We start from the raw sequence: 20024 nt of genomic DNA, 5'->3' as shown, positions 1-20024 counted from the left end.
GACTTTGGAGTACCTCAAAACGACTTTGAAGTACCTCAAAACGACTTTGAAGTACTTTTTACTTATTGAATGTTACTTTTTTGACAGGTTTAATAAATACCTCAGTACAATCAACTAAAAATAATTAGGTCGCTCTTAGTTTGCTTTAATTTTTCCGAATTATCTCTCAGAGAAGTTTATTGTTGCATTGGCTAGAGTACATGCAGTAATCCTATAACTTTCTTCTGGAGAGCATTTTATGGCACGACTAAAACGCAGTTCACCTACTCTCGAAAACGCTCTTCGTCGAATTGCAGGAATGCGATCGATTAGCCCGACGCTAGAATTTGGCAACGGATTAAATTTGACAGACTACGACAGCCGCATCCAAAACTTGCAAACCCAGCTATCTACATACAACACTTTACTCTCTACCCTAGATGAAATGACAGGTCGCCTCTCTCTAATTGAAGAAGAATTGCGCGGCTACTCTGAAAAAATGTTAATGAGTGTGGCAACCCATTATGGCAAAGACAGTTTGCAATATATTCAGGCGGGAGGTAAGCCACGCAAGAAATTATCACGCCGTTCGAGCAACACCCAATCCCCATCTGAGAGTACAGCTACAACCTTGAATGGTGCAAACAATGGTAAAGGAACCTCTATTGTTTTACCTTAATCGTTTAACTGCATCTAATAAATTCTTAATTAAGAATTACGAATTACGAATTACGAATTACAAATTATTCGCTCACTAGCTCTGCGTCAGAGAACACCACCTGATACTCCTTATCCTGGCTTATGATCCAAACGGGTAGCTTGCTCTAGGGCGGCTTTTTCTTTGGCTCGACGGACATAGGGTTGTAATTGGGTGCGATCGCAACCTGTTAAAATAATCAGGTTTTCTAAGGTAATCCCCCGCATTAACATTTCTACGCGCCAAGTTTGTTGTGCCTGAGCGATCGCTGGCGTTTGTCCTTGGGGAGTTAATAGTGCTTCACTCCATACTTGCCAACGTGTCTCAAGTTCTGATTCTGAGATGGGTGTACCTGTTTCATTCAGAAACATCGCTGTTTGAGTATCTTTACGACTTTTCAGCCATTTGAGTAAGGGATTATTAGTAAAGGAACCGTAGCGTTTGCCCAAAATCCACTGATTCACGGGTACTTGACGAACAAATCCGGGGATGGTGATTTGCAGGAAGTGCCCTTGACTATCGTAAATTTGGTGCGATCGCTCCAAGCTAGTTATTTCTGTAGCGGATAACCCAGCCCCAAATAACACGTAAGCCAAGGCATAATCTCGTACTCCAAATTTCCTGGCTTGTTGCAGAATTTCGTGAACCAAACTAGCTGGTAAATCAGCTACTTCTGTGGTGGTGAATCCTCCTTGTAAGGAGTTTATTGCTGATTCTGTTGAAGATGACATGGCTCCATGTAAAAACAACTCCACCAAATTTTCCAGAAAGTCGTCCCGATCCTCCCAAAGTTCGTGAAATTCGCTGGTGAACTCAATTACTGCATATCCCAAAATCATCCCATTCAGCAAACTAGCTAATTTTTCTGCGGGTAAATAGGTATTTAAATGTCCTTGCTGGATTACAGTAGCTAAATACTGAGCTACATAACGGTTCGCCTCTGTGACTCCCCTGCCTAGTGCGCGGCGATTTTCTGCCGGGAATTGGTCGGCTTCACCTACCACAGATCGGACAAACTCTGGTACTCGTTCTAATGCATGTAAGCTATCACTTGCATAATCTTTCAGAGCTTGGTAGACATTGCCGGGAGGTGTTGCCCGCCGCACCAGCGACTCACCTAAATCCTTGAAGGCTGCGGACTCTTCCAGTACAGCTAAAAGTAATCCATGCTTATTGCCAAAATTCCGAAATAGAGTCACTTCATTGACTTCGGCTTTTTCAGCAATTTGGCGGGTTGTGGTAGCGCTTACTCCCTGAGCAGAAAACAACTCAAGTGCAGCTTGAATCAGGCGTTGACGAGTGGAAATAAGTTGAGATGACATAAAGAAATGCAAGTGGCACTTGCAGGGATATCAGAGTTCTGCTAGCATAACAAATGTAAGTGATACTTGCTTTACTCTACCCTACGGGTTCGCCAGTCGCTAATGGGGGAAACCCCCAAGACCGCGCTGGCTCACTGTAACTAACTAGTGAGAGGTTGGATAAATCCTTAGTGGGATTATGCCCAATAAAAAGTAAATCACTGCATCATCCATCAACAGGAATTTTTATGACCGCAAATTTTGGGGCGTTCGCTCCTGAGAGAGGCAACTCACCTCAACTCAGTTGGACAAATGTAGTATTTTTTACTACATTTCATGCCTTAGCACTTCTGTCTCCTTGGTTTTTCTCCTGGCCAGCATTAGGTTTGCTAGTGTTTCTCCACTGGTTGTTCGGGAGTATTGGTATTTGCCTGGGATATCACCGACTACTGAGCCATAAAAGTTTCCAAGTTCCTAAGTGGTTAGAGTATGCGATCGCCCTGATTGGAGCGCTGGCTTTACAAGGCGGGCCAATTTTTTGGGTAGGTGGACACCGCCAACATCACGCCCACACAGAAGATATCAATTTAGACCCCTACTCTGCCCAAAGAGGCTTTTGGTGGAGCCATATATTGTGGATTTTCTACCCACGTCCAGAATTTTTTGACTATGACACTTATAAAAAATATGCCCCTGACTTAGCCAAACAACCCTTTTATTGTTGGCTAGATCGTTACTTCTTGCTATTGCAAATACCCTTCGGGCTACTGCTTTATGCATTAGGAGGATGGTCTTTTGTATTCTATGGAGTGTTTCTCAGATGTGTCTTGCTTTGGCATTCAACCTGGTTTGTAAATTCAGCATCACATCTGTGGGGTTATCGCACCTTTGATGCCAATGATGGCGCTCGTAATCTTTGGTGGGTATCCCTCGTCACTTATGGAGAAGGCTGGCACAACAACCATCATACTTATCCCCACATGGCAAAATCTGGGTTTTCTTGGTGGGAGATTGATGTTACTTGGTGGAGCATCTTAGTGTTGCAGACTTTGGGTTTAGCTAAAAAAGTTGTCTCGCGTCCTCCTCAAGGTGCAACTCACGGCTAAATTGCAACTAAATAATCGTGAATTTGTTATGCCGATTGCTTCTTGCAGTCGGCTTACTAATTTTTATCAGTAGTGTTTCACGGTAAAATCTAACGAATTAAATCACCATAGTGCATTAAGTGTGAAAACTGATAGCATTTTTTATCGCCTTTTTCAAGAACTTCCTAGCATCTTTTTTGAATTAATTGGTAATCCACCCCAAACGGCAGAGACTTATCAATTCTCCTCAATTGAAATCAAGCAAACGGCATTTCGTATAGATGGTGTTTTTCTCCCAACACAAGGAGAAGAAAATCCGATTTACTTCGTTGAAGTCCAGTTCCAAACTGACACAGAAATTTATTCACGCCTATTTTCAGAAATTTTTTTATACTTACACCAAAATAAACCGAAAAATTCTTGGCGAGGAGTAGTTATCTATCCCAATCGGAGTTTAGATACAGCAAATATCAAGAATTACAGTGAATTTTTCACTAGCCAGCGCATTAGTCGTATTTACCTTAATGAATTAGGTGAAACTGCATCATTGCCAGTTGGAATTGCTACGATGAAATTAGTGGTCGATGAAGAGGAGACAGCAATTACATCTGCTAGACAGTTAATAGACAGAACCCAGCAAGAAATAAACATCGAACCACAACGGCGGCAGTTACTAGAATTGATAGAGACAATATTAGTTTATAAGTTTCCGACGATGAGTCGAGAGGAGATTGAAGGTATGTTTGGGTTAAGTGATTTGAAACAAACACGAGTTTATCAAGAAGGTAAGCAAGAAGGCAAGCAAGAAGGCAAACAAGAAGGAGTGCGTGAAGAAAAGTTTAGAATGATACCTTTGTTATTAAGATTGGGATTAAGTTTTGAAGAAACTGCGAAAGAGTTAGGTTTGAGTCTAGAAGAGATTCAGCAAGAAATGCAAAAACAGCCTCCAAGTCAGGATACGTAACCTACAATTACAGTAGAATTCAGAATTCAGAATTCAGAAGTCAGAATGGGCTACGCACCGCTGCGCTAACAGAAGTAAAACAGGCTTTATACTTGATTTTGAGACTTAGCTTGTGTAACTCACTTTCCTTGAAACTGGCTGTATCTTTTATCACAAATTTATCTACATATTTTTACTAGCTCCCATTTCAATTAATTTTTAATTTTTTGTATGATTTCGCTCTCTCCCATTCTCCAAGCTAGACTCTCCCAACCCCTCAAAATTGGCTCCTTTGAGGTAAAAAGTCGGGTTCTCCAGTCGCCTCTATCTGGAGTCACAGACATGGTGTTTCGCCGGATTGTGCGTCGCTATGCGCCAGATTCGATGATGTATACCGAAATGGTGAATGCTACGGGGTTGCATTATGTCAAGCAGTTACCCAAAATCATGGAGGTAGATCCCAACGAACGCCCAATTAGCATTCAACTATTTGATTGCCGTCCCGATTTCTTAGCAGAAGCAGCAATCAAGGCAGTTGCCGAAGGTGCTGATACTGTTGATATTAATATGGGTTGTCCGGTAAATAAAATCACTAAAAATGGTGGCGGTTCTTCATTATTGCGGCAACCAGAAGTAGCAGAAGCAATTGTGCGGGAAGTGGTGAAAGCTGTTGATGTACCTGTCACCGTAAAAACCCGTATTGGCTGGAATGACAACGAAATTACGATTCTCGACTTTGCCAAGCGAATGGAAGATGCCGGGGCGAAAATGATTACGGTACATGGACGCACTCGCGCCCAAGGGTACAATGGCAATGCCCGTTGGGAATGGATTGCGCGTGTAAAAGAAGTGCTTTCTATCCCAGTGATTGGGAATGGAGATATTTTTTCGGTTGAAGCGGCAGTGAAATGTTTAGAACAAACTGGCGCTGATGGTGTGATGTGTTCGCGTGGAACTTTGGGTTATCCGTTTTTGGTGGGAGAAATCGATCATTTTCTGAAAACAGGAGAAATATTACCATCGCCAACCCCAATTGGGCGCTTGGAATGTGCAAGAGATCATTTACAAGCCTTGTGGGAATATAAAGGCGATCGCGGTGTACGTCAAGCCCGTAAGCACATGACTTGGTATGCTAAAGGTTTCGTTGGTGCTGCCGAACTCCGAGGACAGCTAAGTTTAGTTGAAAGAGTAGATCAAGGTTTGGCAATGATTGACCAAGCAATTGAAAAACTTACTAATGGTTATGAACTAGAGGAAGAAGCAGAAGGTAGTTTGGTAATGCTTTAAAAAGTTGATTTTACCATTAGCTTGGGGCGATCTAGTTAGTTGCTAAAAATGGCGCGATCGCTTGGACACTCGTACTTTCTTTTATGCATCGGATGGAAGTTGAGGATATTCGCTACGTAGTTCGCCCAGCTACTACGTTTCAATCCCTAATAGGGATTTTAGTTAATTGCAATATTATCGATGCACTACGCAGTGGCGAGTATTGCAGTTTCAATCCCTAATAGGGATTTTAGTTAATTGCAATATAAATTAATTGCTTTGAATACTGGTGCCGTCTTACTAGTTTCAATCCCTAATAGGGATTTTAGTTAATTGCAATAAACCTATATACACCAAGGATGTTGGGCTGTTCTACGTTTCAATCCCTAATAGGGATTTTAGTTAATTGCAATTGAGCTTGTTTCTAAGCTAGAAGCAAATTAAGCTTAGTTTCAATCCCTAATAGGGATTTTAGTTAATTGCAATGTTTTTAATCCTCTTTTAGAAAGAGCCGGAATAAAGTTTCAATCCCTAATAGGGATTTTAGTTAATTGCAATCCGTATTTCTTTAGCGCATTCTCCAACTTGGTCTGTTTCAATCCCTAATAGGGATTTTAGTTAATTGCAATCTTCTTGGGTTTGTCCGGTAAGGCTAGTCAATTCGTTTCAATCCCTAATAGGGATTTTAGTTAATTGCAATCGCTGGCTTCTGAAAGCGTTGCTGTATTTGGTTTTCAAGGTTCAGTTGCGCGAATGAACGAATCATAACACAGAGAATCGTCATATCACAAGATGCAAATCGCTGAAAACCAGTCCCCATAAGGTGCGCGGATGCTTTGAAAGTACAATTACCCTCAAAGTCTTGTATAGAAGGAGCGTACAGCCTTTTTCGCTCCTTCTCATTTTGTACACCTACCCATCCGCACATAAGGCAAGAAAATTAGTCTGATTGGCGATCGCTACCTCTATTAAAATAAGCGATCGCCTAATCCTTGCACACCTTAATTTACCAAATCAGGGAATACCTCTTGCACAGCAGGATGCACTAAGCGATGATTTTGGACATTCACACCCTTAGCCAATGCTGGGTTAACTTCCAGTGCCAAAATTCCTAAATTCGCTAACTGGACAACATAAGGTAATGTACTATTATTAAGTGCCTGAGTTGCTGTCCAAGGTACTGCTCCTGGCATATTGGGAACGCCATAATGCACTACACCTTCTTCAAGGTATACAGGATTTGTGTGAGATGTAGGGTGTAAGGTTTCTATACAACCGCCTTGGTCAACGGCTACATCAACTATCACCGAACCAGGACGCATTTGTTTGACCAATTCGCGAGATACTAGTATTGGCGCTCTACGTCCTAACACTAAAACTGCACCGATGAGCAAATCGGCTTCAATGACTGCGGCTTCAATATGAGCAGAGTTGCTGTAAAGCAATTCGACTCTAGAGCCAAAGAGGGTTTCTAAGTAAGACAAACGCTCGACACTCACATCTAAAATCTGCACGATCGCACCCATACCTACGGCAATTTTAGCTGCTTCTGTACCGACAACGCCGCCACCTAAAATTACTACTTTACCTGGTTTAACTCCAGGAACACCGCCTAAAAGTACACCTCTACCACCTTGCTGGCGTTCTAAGAATCTCGCCCCAAATTGTACTGCTAGCCGACCGGCAATTACGCTCATGGGGGTGAGCAAGGGTAATCTGTTAACACCAGGTTGTTCTACAGTTTCGTAAGCGATCGCAGTTGTGCCACAATCAATTAAATGCTCCGTCAACTTGCGATCGGCTGCTAAATGTAAATAAGTAAATAATACCTGCCCTTTTTGCAAAAACTTATACTCAGAGGTCAGTGGTTCTTTGACTTTAACAACCAATTCCCGATTCCAAGCTTTTTCTGATGTGGGGACAATTTCGGCTCCAGCACTTTTGTAGTCATCATCAGAGAATCCAGCACCATTACCTGCTTGCGTCTCGACGAAGATGCTATGACCATTTTCTCGCAGCACCCGCACACTAGAAGGACTTAACCCTACCCGAAATTCTTGATCCTTATTTTCCTTGGGAACGCCGATTTCCATATATCGCCTCTGATAATTTTTTTTGTTTAACTGTACCCTTCCAATCTCAAGCTTGCTACTTCCGTCTTGCTAGTTCCGTATTAGAGATAGCTGGATTAGAGATACCTAATTTCTGTTCTAACTTTCTTAATTCAATCTGAGTAGCCCAAACTCTTACCCTTGACTATTACCCCAGTATTTATACAATATATAAAGAATAGTAACAATTTATTAAAAGAGCGATTGTATAGCTCCCTAATAGGAAGCTTTTGCTGAATTTATCAAGTCATCTTGGCATTCAAGCACTGCAATCAGCTCTTAAGTTAAACTGACTTTTCAACTCATCTGAAAATTTCAAAGTCTTTCTCTTAAAAGGAGAGAGAAATAGAAGAGGGGTTTTCCAGATACCATGAAAAGTAAGTAGCCATTATCCCCACTTTCCACGACTTCTACCAGAAGTCTGATATCAAGTCCCGTTTGCCAAAAAAAGGTTTCTTAAAAAATGACACAAACACAACCAACAATTACACCTAAACTAGAAGAGCCTAAGTTTGGCTTTAACGAATATGCCGAACGCTTGAATGGTCGAGCTGCAATGATTGGCTTTGGTTTGATGCTGGTGATTGAATATGTCACTCATCAAGGAGTGCTATCATGGCTGGGTCTGAAGTAGTGCCATCAACAAGCACAATCTTAAAGTTGTAAGCTAGTAATTAAAAGAGTTTCAACCAGCTGGAACAACCAGTTGGTTTCGACTTCTATAATTGATAGCAGAGTACTTCGCCCTATATAGATTAATTATACTTCTTTATAAATAACTGCCCTAGAATGTAAGCAAGAGAGGAATCGAAATACCTATTAGCGATTGAAATATCATAGACTTGCAACTAATATGTGCAAGGCGATTAATGAGTAAATTTCCTCCCCCTACTAAAAAAATCATAACTTAGTATCTGCCTTGAATGAGAAAGGCAAATTATGGGTGAGGTATTCTTGGTAAATATACACAAAAGGTGAACTGGAACCAACCAAGCTGTGATGAATGCTGTATTACCTCGTTTTTTGAAGTCAACCTACCGAAAAGAGCCACTAATCAGTGTACTGATGACGATGGGCGTTATGGATGCCCTGATTGGCGGATTGAATGATAGCTGGTCGTTGTTTGCTTTTGGTTTGGGAACGGCAGGGATAGCGCTAGGCTTTAAGTTGTGGCGTGTCCAGCAGCGTCGTTCTTTACCAGAGGAGCCTGTAATGCAACATTATTTGCCCTCTCGTTCTTCTAGTGCGCCTTTACCAATGTTAAGCGTTTCTAAGAAAAAACCACCTCTTTAAAATGTGCAGAGTTATGACTTAAAATAACTCTGCAACATCTATGAAAAAAAGTTAGGTTTAAAACCTCGCCCTTCGTGGGCGAAAAAATCCTTATCTCACTTGGTAGGTGGAAACTCCAACCGTTGTGGGTAACTGTATTTAATTTTGAATTTTGAATACTTCGACAAGCTCAGTACAAGTTTTGAATTTTGAATTGATTCATTGGGTTTAACTGTATCTATAAAAGTGAGGAAAAAGAGTGAGTAGTGAGGGAAGAGGTGGCGGTAATTTTCTGCGGCCGTATATTATCCTGGCATTTATGGCAGCTGTTGCCCTTCCAGTGAGTACCTGGGAAGGGTTTTATATTCATCAAGCTCATGCTGCCATTGAAGTAACGCCAAACTTCCCAGTTAACACTAACTTTGCTAATGCTCAACTACTTTACACACTCATCGGACATAACGGAACCATTAAATCCCTCGCTTTCACTCCAGATAGCAGAATTCTGGTGAGTGGAGGTGCAGAAAACGAGGGTATAATTCGCCTGTGGAATTTAGCAAAGCGCAAAAAGTTAGCGACTATTAACAAAGCACACAAAGCAGCCGTAGAATCTTTAGTGATTTCGCCAGATGGACAAACCCTCGCTAGCTGTAGTGATGATGACACGATTAACCTCTGGAGTCTGAAAAGTTTAAAATTTAGCCGCTCTTTTGTTGGACATACCAGTAACGTCTTATCTTTAGCGGTGTCTCCTGATAGTAAAGTTCTCGTCAGTGGAGCTTTAGATGGGATTCGGATGTGGGATTTGCTACAGCAGCGTCCTCTAGGGACTATAGTACGCTTTGATAATTTGATTTATACTCTCGCTATTAGTCCTGATGGACAGACTTTAGCTAGTGGTGATAATAAGGGTGTAATCAAGCTGTGGAATTTGAGTACAGGTAAATTCATCAGTCAATTGCCAGCTCATTCTAGTGCTGTTAGCGCTGTGATCTTTACACCAGATGGACAAACATTAGTCAGTGCTAGCCACGATCGCACCATAAAACTGTGGAATATTAATACTAAAGAATTAGTCCGCACCCTTACAGGACATAATAACTGGGTAAATGCGATCGCTCTTAATCCCGATGGACAAACCCTAGCTAGTGCTGGTAGAGACGGAATTAAATTGTGGGATTTAACTACAGGTGAGTTAATAAATACACTGAATGGACATACAGACTGGGTAAGTGCGATCGCTTTTAGTCCCAATGGTAAAATTCTTGCCAGTGGTGGATTCGATCGACAAATCAAGATTTGGGGGATTCCCACAAAACGAAACTAACAGCGATCGAACAAAATAATCGTGAAAGAGTAAACTATATCCCCCATTTCTTTTAAGAAGTCGGGGATATCATTTTGACGCTCCTTTCAAGGCTTTGTGACTTGTCATAGCTCGAATTCTCACTTCATATAGAAACTTAGGCGATCGCTAACGCCGAAAAATTCCCCCAATTGTACCAATTTTAAAAAAGAATGCTACAGATACATACGGACAAACCTTTGTTCTGTCTAGCTTCCCTAATTTTGAATTTTGAATACTTCGACAAGCTCAGTACAAGTTTTGAATTTTGAATTGGTATTATTTCCTGTATCTGCTAAACTTTGGACTTGCCTTTTTAAAGTTTTTGTAGTAAAAAATCAACCAAAGCTCAGATCGAATTTTGCTATAACTAGTCAAAATCAATGATGATAGCAACCAATAACGATGTCTACGATGGACTACGCATACCCCAAATTTTGAAGAACTGTGAATACTTGATGAAAATACAGCCGCACTAATATCTTATCCAGCAAATTACTGTAAGTATAAACATAGGTAATTTCAAATCATTTGTGCAGTTACTTGCCCTCTAGACCGGAACAATTTCTGAACTTAGACAATCTTAGAAATGATCGTTGTCAGTAAATGCACTCAGTTAAAAGTCACGAACTCGTGTGAAGCCAAGGTTTGTAGCGCTTAACCGCTATTTTGAAGATAGGATAACTTGCTACTTAAATAATGTTTAATTTTCCCGAACTGCTTTTGATCCCCATTTCGATAGAATGGCTAGGCAGAACCCTAAAACTAAAAACCGCTTTTGACTGCGACGCTCATGAATCAACTGAACAATGGTTTTACGCTATTTTTAAGTCTGCTAGTCGAGGCGATGCCTTTTTTGCTTCTTGGGGTTTTATTCTCCAGTTTGCTGCTGTTTTTTGTTGATGAGCGCAAACTAGTAGAAAAAATGCCCAAAAACCCGCTGTTGGGTGCTTTAGTTGGCAGTGCGATCGGCTTTTTGTTTCCGGTGTGTGAGTGCGGGAATGTACCGGTAGCGCGGCGATTCCTGATTCAAGGAGTACCCACACCAGTCGCAATTGGTTTTTTGCTAGCAGCACCAACAATTAACCCAGTTGTAATTTGGGCCACTTGGACAGCATTTCGAGATCAGCCAGAAATAGTAGTCTTACGAGTCGTATTTTCCCTAACAATTGCCACAATTATCGGGTTTGTTTTCAGTTTTCAAAAGGACTTAAATCCCATAGTCCAACCTGCGATCGCTCGTTATATGAAGTTTAATCCAGCCGCGCAGCCCCAAACTAAACGCCGTGGTAAGCCTTACCAAGGACAACAAGAAGAAACAGTACCGAATCTGTTGCAATCAGGGACTTATATCTTAGGAGGAAAAGCAGGTATACCTCTACGGATAGATCCTAATTTAGTACTGCCTACCTCAGTCTCTACTGCTGATAAACCGCTAGCAGCTAAACTGCGCCTAGTTGTGGATAATAGCATCCAAGAATTGCGAGAATTGGGCGGAGTGATGATTTTAGGAAGTGCGATCGCTGCTGCTATTCAAGTCCTAGCTCCCCGTGAATTAGTTCTCAGTTTGGGTGCTGGGCCCATTACCTCAATTGTGGTCATGCTGATATTAGCTGTAATAGTATCAATTTGTTCTACAGTTGATTCTTTCTTCGCCCTATCTTTTGCCTCAACCTTTAGCAGCGGTTCATTATTGGCATTTCTGGTGTTTGGGCCAATGATTGACATCAAAAGTGTTGGTTTGATGTTATCTATTTTTAAACCCAAGACTATTTTTTACTTGTTTGCGTTAGCAGCACAGTTGACATTTGTCTTCACTCTTTTCCTGAACTTGCACGTCTTTTAAGAAAATATTTGTCATTTGTCAGTTGTCCTTTATCCCTTGTCAGTTGTCCTTTACAAATGACCAATGACTAATACTTCGGCTACGCTCAGTACAAGTGACTAATGACTAACAAAAATCCCAAATCTAAAATCCCAAACCTGTTACTTCCTTGGCTGGATGCTCTAGCAATTACTGCTTGGGGCATTTTGATGTTGAGATATTGGCTAACTAATAAGCTGAACCTGTTGATTCATCCAAATTACATTTGGTTCGTGATTGTAACTGGTATCAGCTTGATCGTTATTGGTTTATTCAAGATGCAGGAACTTTGGCAACGGCGTCGCCGTGATGTTACGCCACCAAACACCCAGCATATTAGTTTATTTCCCCCTGGTTGGGGCAGTGCTTTATTGTTGACTACAGCGATTCTAGGTTTTATCATTACACCGCAAGTTTTTGCTAGTGACAAAGCACTCCAAAGGGGCGTGACGGCTGATTTATTGGGAAGCACACGTGTCAAACCTCAAGCCTTTCGGGTTACTGTTCGTCCAGAGGAGCGATCGCTTGTAGACTGGGTACGCACCGTCAATGTCTATCCTGAGCCTGATACATATACAGGGCAAAAAGTCAAGGTGCAGGGATTTGTGATTCACCCGCCCGATATAGGAAAAGAATATTTGTTTTTAGCACGATTTGTCTTAAGTTGTTGTGCAGCAGATGCTTACCCTGTGGGATTGCCCGTTAAACTACAAAATAATCAAGAGCGTTACTCTGCTGATACATGGCTGGAAGTAGAAGGACAAATGGTGACAGAAAATTTAGCAGGTAAACGCCAACTTACCATTGCCGCTACCTCTCTCAAAAAGATTCCTCAACCCCAAAATCCTTATAGTTATTAGTTATTTGTTGATGACAAATGACAAATGACAAATGACAAATGACAAATAACCAATGACTAAATCTAAAGCATTCCAACCACTGGATCGTATAGCGATCGCACTAATGTTACTGCTGAGTGTGCTAATTGGGTTAATCATCTTGCAAGGTGATGTGGTAACTGCTCGTGTCCGAGAATTTACTTGGCAAAATCAACAAATTGGGGCAGAAGATAATTCCTTCACTCTCACCTTCAGCCGCCCAATGGAAACAAAAAGCGTCGAGGATAACTTGAAAATCGATCCACCCCTAGCAGGTAAATTCAGTTGGGCGGGGCGGCGGATGGTTTATACACTGGTGACACCAGCCCCTTATGGCACAAATTATAAAGTGCAGTTACAAGGAGCTAAAGATAAGTTTGCAGAGCAAGAAGGTACAAATCGACTGATACAGCCCTTTACAGGTAGCTTCCGTACACGCGATCGCGTTATCCTTTACATCGGAACCGACAAAGAAGAACAGGGACGGTTAGTTCTTTACAACTTAACCCAAGAGCAAAAAAGGGTACTTACCCCCAAAGACCTGATAGTAATCGACTTTGAGTCATTTCCTGATGGGGAGAAAATTTTATTTTCTGCTCGCGCCGCAAACAATCAAGACTTACTTTCAGCCCAACTGTATACGGTGACAACAGGCGTTTCTGCTAAATCTGGACAAAAAGCAGAACCAGAAGGCAAAGTTGACCTGACTTTAGATAGTAAAGATTATCAAAACCTGAAATTTGACTTATCACCTGATGGACAAACTATTGTCATCCAGCGGGGAAATAAAACTAATCCTGGCGACTTTGGACTATGGTTTATGCCAGCAAACAGTGATGGTTCAGCAGAAAAACCCATCCCGAAACGTCTAAAAAGCCAGCCGGGAGGAGACTTTATGGTGACACCAGATAGTAAAGCTGTAGCAGTTGCTCAAGGACAGGGAGCAGCAATTTTACCACTGCAAGATGATGCCAGTAAACCTTTGGATTTTCTGCCGCAGTTTGGTTTGGTACAAGCTTTCTCCAAAGATGGCTCTCAAGCCGCGATGGTAAAGTTTAATACAGATTATACGCGGGATTTATTTTTGGTGACAAACCAAGGCTTACAGAAACAGCTATTAAAAACAACAGGTTCAATTCTCAGTTGCCAATTTGACATTGCTTCACCCACCCTCTACTGCTTGCTAACACAGCTAGTATCCAAAGAACAATACATAGAACAGCCCTATGTGGTGGCAATTGATTTGAAAACCGGGCAACAGAAACCACTGTTAGTACTGCCTCCCGCTCAACGGAATGTGCAAATGAGTTTATCTGCTGACGGTTTGGGCTTGTTATTTGACCAAGTAGTACCGCAGACAAATCCCCCAGGATCATTACCCACCAACACTTTGAAAACTGATGATGGAGATGTTATTGCTACCAGTAGTCTATGGTTAATGCCCTTGTTGCCCATCGCTGATGCTGCGACTGTTGAAATTAGACCAGAACAACTCCCCTTAGCCGGATTTCATCCCCGGTGGCTACCTTGAGCGAATAATTCGTAATTCGACTTTGGAAGGTCAGTTAAAGTGGCAACACCAAAACTTAAGTTGAACCTAATGGAGTTCAGTTCCATCTTTACGGAGCAGATAGCGATCGCTAATCAACTTCAAGACGACTCTACCTATTTCTGGATGCGTTTTCTCAATGATCGGTTGCACAACAACGCCTTCCATGATGCAACTGGGACTGACTACACTATTGGCATTATTGAACTGAGACACCGCTTCCCAAGTGTAAGCACCGATATAAAGTACAGGTACTCTCGGCAAAGCAAATTCCTCGCAAAAAGCCACAAAATCGCTGTAATTAAGAAAATAGCTCCCGCGACGCACAGCAAATATAGCAATTCCAATATTGCCATTATGCAAGCCATATTTGATATCTTGCACGCCGTAGATTTCACCAAAAATCTGAGTTCCTGACGGAAGTTTCTGGAAAGCTTCGTTTTCGTTGTAAGCACGAATATAAACTAATTTTTTGTTGACTTCGCTGTTTTTCCAGAAGTAATTATGGCTGCCAATTTTAGTTGTGCCATCAGCATCAACTAAGACAGTGAAGTTAGTTCCGTGCAACTTTTCTGTGACAACAACTTCTTCACCTTCCATTAGGATGTTTTTGTAACGTTTTAGGTTTTCTGGACTGGGGAATTTGTAATGTCCAATAAAACTCTCTACTTCCCCGCTCATTCCTTGAGGAATTGGATATTCGTACTTTGTTACACCAAAATACTCCGTGTAGTCGTCTCCGACATTTCCCGTAAAGTTTTTACCAACGGGAATAAGCAAACCCTCAGAAAAAATTCCGCGAAGTTTCGCAGCACGCAGTTTTTTTGAGTAGTAGTTACGAATACCAAACTCATCTAAAAATTTTTCTGGAATAACACTATCAATAGGAAAGTAAAAAGCTAAATCTCCAGGGTTCAAGTTACCTTTGACTATAATTACCTGATACCCCATATCTTCAATAGAGGCAATATCTAGCCTATCAGCATTGGGATGAGGATTAATACTATTGATTTTGACAACTTCAACTTTAAAAATACTCATAGCTCATCTATGTTCAAAAAAATCTATTTTAGAAAAACTCTAAATTTATTACAAAGTATGTGCGCGTAGCTAGCCGTACATACTTGTAAAATTAAAGCTGAAACTTTTGAAAACTTAGACTTTGACTCTTTTGTAGTAGTGTGACAAGGCTAAAATAGTTTTTGAAGGTAAAGGCTCATAGTCGTCTTTAGCTTTAAAAATAAAGCATAAATCTAATGTCTTGCCACACTACTAGAGTGCATTAACCTGGGTTTTGAGTTAATTAAGTAATCAAACAAACCTGATATTACGAATTATGAATAGTAATTATTTGTTGATAATTTATCCAAGCTTCCCAAAAAATATAAATTGATAGTATTCCTAAGAAGATGCGAAGCACTAAGCTCACAGTAGAATCTGGTAGTTTTGGCAATGTGCGAGTACTCATTTGAACACCTAAAAGACCGCCACATCCCAAAACCATACCTTGAGCAAACAAAATATTGCCTTCTAATGTATGTCCTGTGCAGGCAGCTATAGCAGTGATGACAATCACGCCCAAACTAGTCTGAATTGCTACTTTAATTTCCTCTCCCAGTAATAACATTTGTAGTGGCACCATAATCGTACCGCCACCTAAGCCGAATAAACCTGCTAAAATTCCTGCTGCTCCCCCAGTGCCAATTTTAGAAACTAATGGGTTGAATACTGGGGCTGTATCCTTTATTTCTTTGAAGGATAGTTGCTTGCGAAGCTCAATCAGATAGATGTTAGTAAGTAGTATGATACCAAATGTAAATAGTATTATATAAGATGGAATTTTATTTGCGAAATATACACCTATTCCAGTAGTTAAAAAAGCTGGAATTCCTAAATAAATTACTCGTTTAAAGTCAAAGTAACCCATCCACCAATTTTGCAAACTTCCAGAAATTGAAGTAATCACAATAGCAAGGCTACTAGTAGCGATCGCTTGAACGGGAGTATAACCTAGTGTGACTAAAAGAGGAATTGTGATAATACCGCCACCTATTCCTAAAAGTCCAGCTATGACTCCAGATATTAAACCTCCACTCACTAAAATAAACCAACTAAAATCAATCATAAATAATTATTTTTCTAGAGAACTGATAGTACTGAGTGGGCATTGGGCATGGGGCATAGATTATTCTTCTTCTACCCCTGGTCTCCCTTATTTTTCTCATGCCTGTACTGTCACCGGATGGCTAACAACGCCCCCATAGAGCAACCCACCGTCATTCCACGGAACTGTACTCGATTGTGTGTTACCTAAATTGTCAGTAGCACGAGCTTGGAGAAAATATTCTCCAGGAAGTGGGTTCCATTCAATGTCCCAGCGTACCCACGCAAATGGAAAATTTGGTTCTCTCAGTCGTGCAAATTGCCAAGTTTTGCCGCCATCTAGGCTGACTTCCACACGGATAATTTTTCCTTTCCCAGACCAAGAACGTCCACGTAGTAAGTGGGTTTTAGCAGCAAGCGTAGCTGGCCAAGCCAACTCGAAAGCGCTCTTAACATTTTGATAGGTAATCAGCTTACCTTTATATGGAGCGATCGCTGGGTAATCTGCACCAACTAGAACCATTTGCTTTGTTACCCACTGCGTATATATCGGCGTTTGGGAAACCTCAATTCGCTCAATCCATTTAACGTTGGCGTTTCCTCCCCAACCAGGGAATAACACACGGCACGGCTGGCCATGATCTGGAGGTAACGGTTCTCCATTCATGGCGTAGACGACGAGCGAGTTATCTGCTAATGCTTTGCTAATTGGAACTACACTGCTGAACTTGGATTTATTTGTCTGTTTTGAGTCCAACGAATCCACATCTGCACCCTCAACGAGTACATCTTTTGCTGTGGATTTCAGTCCAGCTCGTTCTAATAACATAGCAAGTGGTACACCAGTCCACTCAGCCACACCAATAGCCCCAAGTCTCCACAGTGTTCCAGGGAGTGGTGTATTGTAAGCTTCTTCAAAGAAGCGCCGACCGTTAGCAGCACACTCAATGGCACAAGTGACTGAGATGGATGGCATGGCAATGATTTGATCGTAAGTAAAATCACAGGGGGCAGAAACGCCAGTTCCATGAATTTGCAAACGCCATGTAGACGGATCAAAAGGGGGAGGTGCGCTGCGGTTGTGAACATAGAACCAATCATTTGGTACTAAATAACCACGCCCATACATCGCTTCCCAGTTCATCTCTAATGTGCCTTTGCTATGAGAGATATACCCTGGTGGCAATGGCTTAAGTATTTTGCTGCCTTTAGTTTTAATAGCTGTCTGACTGTGAGCAGGCGCAGGTTTAGCTAATCCCCCGATGGCTGTGGCGCCAACCATAGTAGCTAGTATTTTTAGAAAGCGCTGGCGCGAAATACCCGCATCTGTACTTTTTTGCCAGATGCACTGTTCAACTCTTGCCTTTAGATAATCCTCTTGGTCAAAGAGGTTTTCATCGCTCAAGCTATTACCCCCTTGTAATTTATAATTCGTAATTCGTAATACTTCGGCTACGCCCTTCTCTACGAGAGGCTGCGCCAACGACTACGCGGTAGTTGAGCGCAGTCGAAACTCAGGACAAGCTCAGTACAAGTTTGTAATTCGTAATTTAAGATACACAGAATAAGGCTTGATGAAGAAGTAGGGGGAGCAGTGAGAAATAAGCAATGCTCAATGCCCCATACTCTATGCCCTGAAAAAACTAGCTGTTTATCGCTGTCCAAACACCGGTTATCGGATCTTGTGTGTAGTTGGGCAAATAGTGAGACAATCCGTTTTTAGCTATTTGAGCGATCGCATTTATAAAGCGATCGCAATCTTCTAATGTATTATATACAGCAAAGCTGGCTCGGATAATACTAGGAATGTTCCGTGTAATTCCTCTATCTACTTCTTGAGCAATCTCACAGTCTTGCTCGTCTGAAATATTCTTGAGTTTGCGAATGTATTCATAAGTGCAGAAAGCCCCAGCCCGAACGCCAATACCGTATTCTTGTGCCAAAATTTCTGCTACTAAGCGTCCGTCAAATCCATCAATATCAAAGGGAATAACATGGGCTAAATTATCTCCGGGAATATGTATTTTGACACCAGGAATCAGCCCAAGCCGTGTATATGTAAATTCAACTAGAGAGTGTTCGTACTGAGCAATGCGATCGCGTCCTACTGCTTCGATAATTTCAATCGCCTTGGCAATAGCGATCGCACCCATTGCGTTTGGTGTTCCGGGGTCATGGGCCCGTTCTGTATAAAAACGCTTAATCTCTAAGTTTCTGGTGATATAAGGTAGGTTTCCACCGCCAATTTGATAAGGGTAGGAGCTATCAAAAAATTCCTTTGGCCCCAGCAAAACCCCGGTTCCATAAGGAGCATACATCTTATGTCCAGAGAAAGCTACAAAATCTAAATGACATGGATCGTCATCAGCACGCATATCGACTCGTTCATGCTGAATTAACTGACACACATCGGCAAAAATCTTCGCGCCATACCGATGTGCTAAAGCTGCGATTTCGTAAATTGGGGGTCTGTAACCTGTAATTGTTGAAGCACCTGTAATAGTTACTAACTTAATTTGCTCGGCTTCGGGGAGATTTTGGTGTGCCTTGAAAATATCTTCAATTTCTGCAATACTGACACTTCCATCTGGTTGCGTTCTGTACTGCACAACTTCGTCTCTAGTAACCCAAGGCAGTAGGTTAGATGAATGCTCAATATCAGAAACTAAAATTTTCCCAGGTTTTTTTGCCCAAAGTGTGGCGGCTCCATTAATTGCTTCTGTTGTATTCTTCGCAAAGATTACATAGTTGTCTGAAGATGACCCGACAAAATCCCGAATGATGTTTCGACTGGCGTCATATTCTCGTGTAGTGATGATGGATTTTTGTCCAGAACCTCGATGTACACTGCCATAGGTGTCAAGCATTTCGTCCACGTACTGCTTGAGGGTTGCAAAGGGTGTGGTTGTAGCTCCATTATCCAAGTTCACGTATTTGACATAGTTTCCGTTAAGAGTTTTCACCTTGAAAGATAGAGACTCATCTGTAAATAACGGTCTGATTTCTTTGTCCCAAAAGCTGTCACAATTTTCTACAAACAGTGGTAATTTAGCAGTTTCTTGCTTGATATTTGCACTCATTGCAAGTATATCAGTCATCTTTAGCACCCCGATTTTAAATTTTGATTTTTTTGAAAAAGCCTAACTGCTGCAACACTTTATTTCGCGCTACAACCAAATTAATTTTCAGTAATTATGGTCTTTATAATTACTTTACTTCTAGTAGAAACCGCGGTTATTACAATTATTCTTTAATAAAATCATTAAAAATAGTATCCGTATTAATGCTCAATTTACATATTTTTATTGTAAATTACTATATAGTGTAAATAATATTATTAAGTAGTAAAGTATACTTTAAACGATTTTATTCCAGTCATTAAACAAACTTGACGTATTGAAGATAAGTCGAGCGAAAAGCTTATAACTAATGAAACCTGCAATTCCTTACTGGCAAAGTATTTATCGAGAAAAAAAGCCCTCACTAAGTTGAGATTACTCTTTAAAAAAGTTTTATATTTTACTGAAACGAATTGTTACGCCTTTATTAAGACTTTATAAGTATTTACTCGTATTGAACGGGATCTCTTAAGATTGCAGTTATAGCGAAAGCTCTTAGTTGTTTGCTGACA

At 41.2% G+C, this 20024-nt stretch carries 16 protein-coding genes and 1 CRISPR repeat array; of the genes, 10 read left to right on the top strand and 6 right to left on the bottom strand.

The window, feature by feature from the left end; translation table 11 throughout:
* The first annotated feature begins 238 nt into the window (after positions 1–238).
* A complete protein-coding gene (locus tag RM368_RS31590) occupies positions 239–658 on the top strand; it encodes a hypothetical protein (RefSeq protein ID WP_322697709.1) in 420 nt (139 codons plus the stop codon).
* 110 nt (positions 659–768) lie between these two features.
* On the opposite strand, the gene RM368_RS31585 is transcribed toward RM368_RS31590, so the two are convergent.
* A complete protein-coding gene (locus RM368_RS31585) occupies positions 769–1998 on the bottom strand; it encodes a TetR family transcriptional regulator (RefSeq protein ID WP_322697708.1) in 1230 nt (409 codons plus the stop codon).
* Positions 1999–2225: 227 nt separating this feature from the next.
* Between RM368_RS31585 and RM368_RS31580 the strand changes: the two genes are divergently transcribed.
* The 3 genes from RM368_RS31580 to dusB all read left to right on the top strand — a co-directional run bounded on the left by RM368_RS31580 (position 2226) and on the right by dusB (position 5292).
* A complete protein-coding gene (locus RM368_RS31580; RefSeq protein ID WP_322683564.1) occupies positions 2226–3083 on the top strand; it encodes an acyl-CoA desaturase in 858 nt (285 codons plus the stop codon).
* A 121-nt stretch (positions 3084–3204) separates the two neighbouring features.
* Positions 3205–4026, top strand: coding sequence for an Rpn family recombination-promoting nuclease/putative transposase (locus RM368_RS31575; RefSeq protein ID WP_322697707.1), 822 nt, complete (start codon positions 3205–3207; stop codon positions 4024–4026).
* Positions 4027–4236: 210 nt separating this feature from the next.
* Entirely contained in the window at positions 4237–5292 is a 1056-nt protein-coding gene (gene dusB, locus RM368_RS31570) for a tRNA dihydrouridine synthase DusB (protein WP_322697706.1), read from the top strand.
* A gap of 136 nt (positions 5293–5428) precedes the next feature.
* Positions 5429–5971: direct repeats of the CRISPR family, unit length 37 nt; unit sequence GTTTCAATCCCTAATAGGGATTTTAGTTAATTGCAAT.
* Positions 5972–6272: 301 nt separating this feature from the next.
* On the opposite strand, the gene ald is transcribed toward dusB, so the two are convergent.
* Positions 6273–7364 carry an alanine dehydrogenase gene (gene ald / locus RM368_RS31565; protein ID WP_322697705.1) on the bottom strand — a complete coding sequence of 364 codons (1092 nt, stop codon included), beginning with the start codon at positions 7362–7364 and terminating at the stop codon, positions 6273–6275.
* Positions 7365–7845: 481 nt separating this feature from the next.
* Here ald and RM368_RS31560 point away from each other — a divergent pair, with 481 nt between their 5' ends.
* From RM368_RS31560 to RM368_RS31535, 6 genes are all read left to right on the top strand, one after another.
* A complete protein-coding gene (locus RM368_RS31560; RefSeq protein ID WP_322697704.1) occupies positions 7846–8016 on the top strand; it encodes a hypothetical protein in 171 nt (56 codons plus the stop codon).
* A 365-nt stretch (positions 8017–8381) separates the two neighbouring features.
* Positions 8382–8675 (top strand): hypothetical protein, encoded by a 294-nt coding sequence (locus RM368_RS31555; protein WP_322697703.1) that lies wholly within the window; start codon positions 8382–8384, stop codon positions 8673–8675.
* A gap of 238 nt (positions 8676–8913) precedes the next feature.
* Positions 8914–9981: a WD40 repeat domain-containing protein gene (locus tag RM368_RS31550; RefSeq protein WP_322697702.1), complete on the top strand. Its 1068-nt coding sequence runs from the start codon at positions 8914–8916 to the stop codon at positions 9979–9981.
* Positions 9982–10792: 811 nt separating this feature from the next.
* Positions 10793–11845, top strand: a complete 1053-nt coding sequence (locus RM368_RS31545; RefSeq protein WP_322697701.1) for a permease — start codon at positions 10793–10795, stop codon at positions 11843–11845.
* 101 nt (positions 11846–11946) lie between these two features.
* Entirely contained in the window at positions 11947–12723 is a 777-nt protein-coding gene (locus RM368_RS31540; protein ID WP_322697700.1) for a TIGR03943 family putative permease subunit, read from the top strand.
* Positions 12724–12775: 52 nt separating this feature from the next.
* Complete coding sequence (locus RM368_RS31535) at positions 12776–14272, top strand: Ig-like domain-containing protein (protein WP_322697699.1); 1497 nt, start codon at positions 12776–12778, stop codon at positions 14270–14272.
* 66 nt (positions 14273–14338) lie between these two features.
* Here the strand turns inward: RM368_RS31535 and RM368_RS31530 are convergent, their stop codons facing one another.
* The 4 genes from RM368_RS31530 to RM368_RS31515 form a co-directional block, all read right to left on the bottom strand.
* Entirely contained in the window at positions 14339–15331 is a 993-nt protein-coding gene (locus RM368_RS31530; protein WP_322697698.1) for an RNA ligase (ATP), read from the bottom strand.
* 286 nt (positions 15332–15617) lie between these two features.
* Complete coding sequence (locus tag RM368_RS31525) at positions 15618–16415, bottom strand: sulfite exporter TauE/SafE family protein (protein WP_322697697.1); 798 nt, start codon at positions 16413–16415, stop codon at positions 15618–15620.
* Between the two features lie 96 nt (positions 16416–16511).
* Positions 16512–17876: a sulfite oxidase gene (locus tag RM368_RS31520; RefSeq protein WP_322697696.1), complete on the bottom strand. Its 1365-nt coding sequence runs from the start codon at positions 17874–17876 to the stop codon at positions 16512–16514.
* Between the two features lie 160 nt (positions 17877–18036).
* Entirely contained in the window at positions 18037–19491 is a 1455-nt protein-coding gene (locus RM368_RS31515; RefSeq protein WP_322697695.1) for an aminotransferase class V-fold PLP-dependent enzyme, read from the bottom strand.
* Positions 19492–20024 lie beyond the last annotated feature (533 nt).

This window comes from Nostoc sp. DedSLP03 (assembly GCF_034530815.1).
Taxonomy (GTDB): Bacteria; Cyanobacteriota; Cyanobacteriia; order Cyanobacteriales; family Nostocaceae; genus Nostoc.
The sequence above is the reverse complement of the archived record's forward strand: the minus strand, read 5'-3'. Positions and strand labels throughout refer to the sequence as shown.

Coding starts and splice junctions, on each gene's coding strand:
- RM368_RS31590 (WP_322697709.1), top strand. CDS start 239: ATGGCACGACTAAAACGCAGTTCACCTACTCTCGAAAACGCTCTTCGT.
- RM368_RS31585 (WP_322697708.1), bottom strand. CDS start 1,998: ATGTCATCTCAACTTATTTCCACTCGTCAACGCCTGATTCAAGCTGCA.
- RM368_RS31580 (WP_322683564.1), top strand. CDS start 2,226: ATGACCGCAAATTTTGGGGCGTTCGCTCCTGAGAGAGGCAACTCACCT.
- dusB (WP_322697706.1), top strand. CDS start 4,237: ATGATTTCGCTCTCTCCCATTCTCCAAGCTAGACTCTCCCAACCCCTC.
- ald (WP_322697705.1), bottom strand. CDS start 7,364: ATGGAAATCGGCGTTCCCAAGGAAAATAAGGATCAAGAATTTCGGGTA.
- RM368_RS31560 (WP_322697704.1), top strand. CDS start 7,846: ATGACACAAACACAACCAACAATTACACCTAAACTAGAAGAGCCTAAG.
- RM368_RS31555 (WP_322697703.1), top strand. CDS start 8,382: ATGAATGCTGTATTACCTCGTTTTTTGAAGTCAACCTACCGAAAAGAG.
- RM368_RS31545 (WP_322697701.1), top strand. CDS start 10,793: ATGAATCAACTGAACAATGGTTTTACGCTATTTTTAAGTCTGCTAGTC.
- RM368_RS31540 (WP_322697700.1), top strand. CDS start 11,947: ATGACTAACAAAAATCCCAAATCTAAAATCCCAAACCTGTTACTTCCT.
- RM368_RS31535 (WP_322697699.1), top strand. CDS start 12,776: ATGACTAAATCTAAAGCATTCCAACCACTGGATCGTATAGCGATCGCA.
- RM368_RS31530 (WP_322697698.1), bottom strand. CDS start 15,331: ATGAGTATTTTTAAAGTTGAAGTTGTCAAAATCAATAGTATTAATCCT.
- RM368_RS31525 (WP_322697697.1), bottom strand. CDS start 16,415: ATGATTGATTTTAGTTGGTTTATTTTAGTGAGTGGAGGTTTAATATCT.
- RM368_RS31515 (WP_322697695.1), bottom strand. CDS start 19,491: ATGACTGATATACTTGCAATGAGTGCAAATATCAAGCAAGAAACTGCT.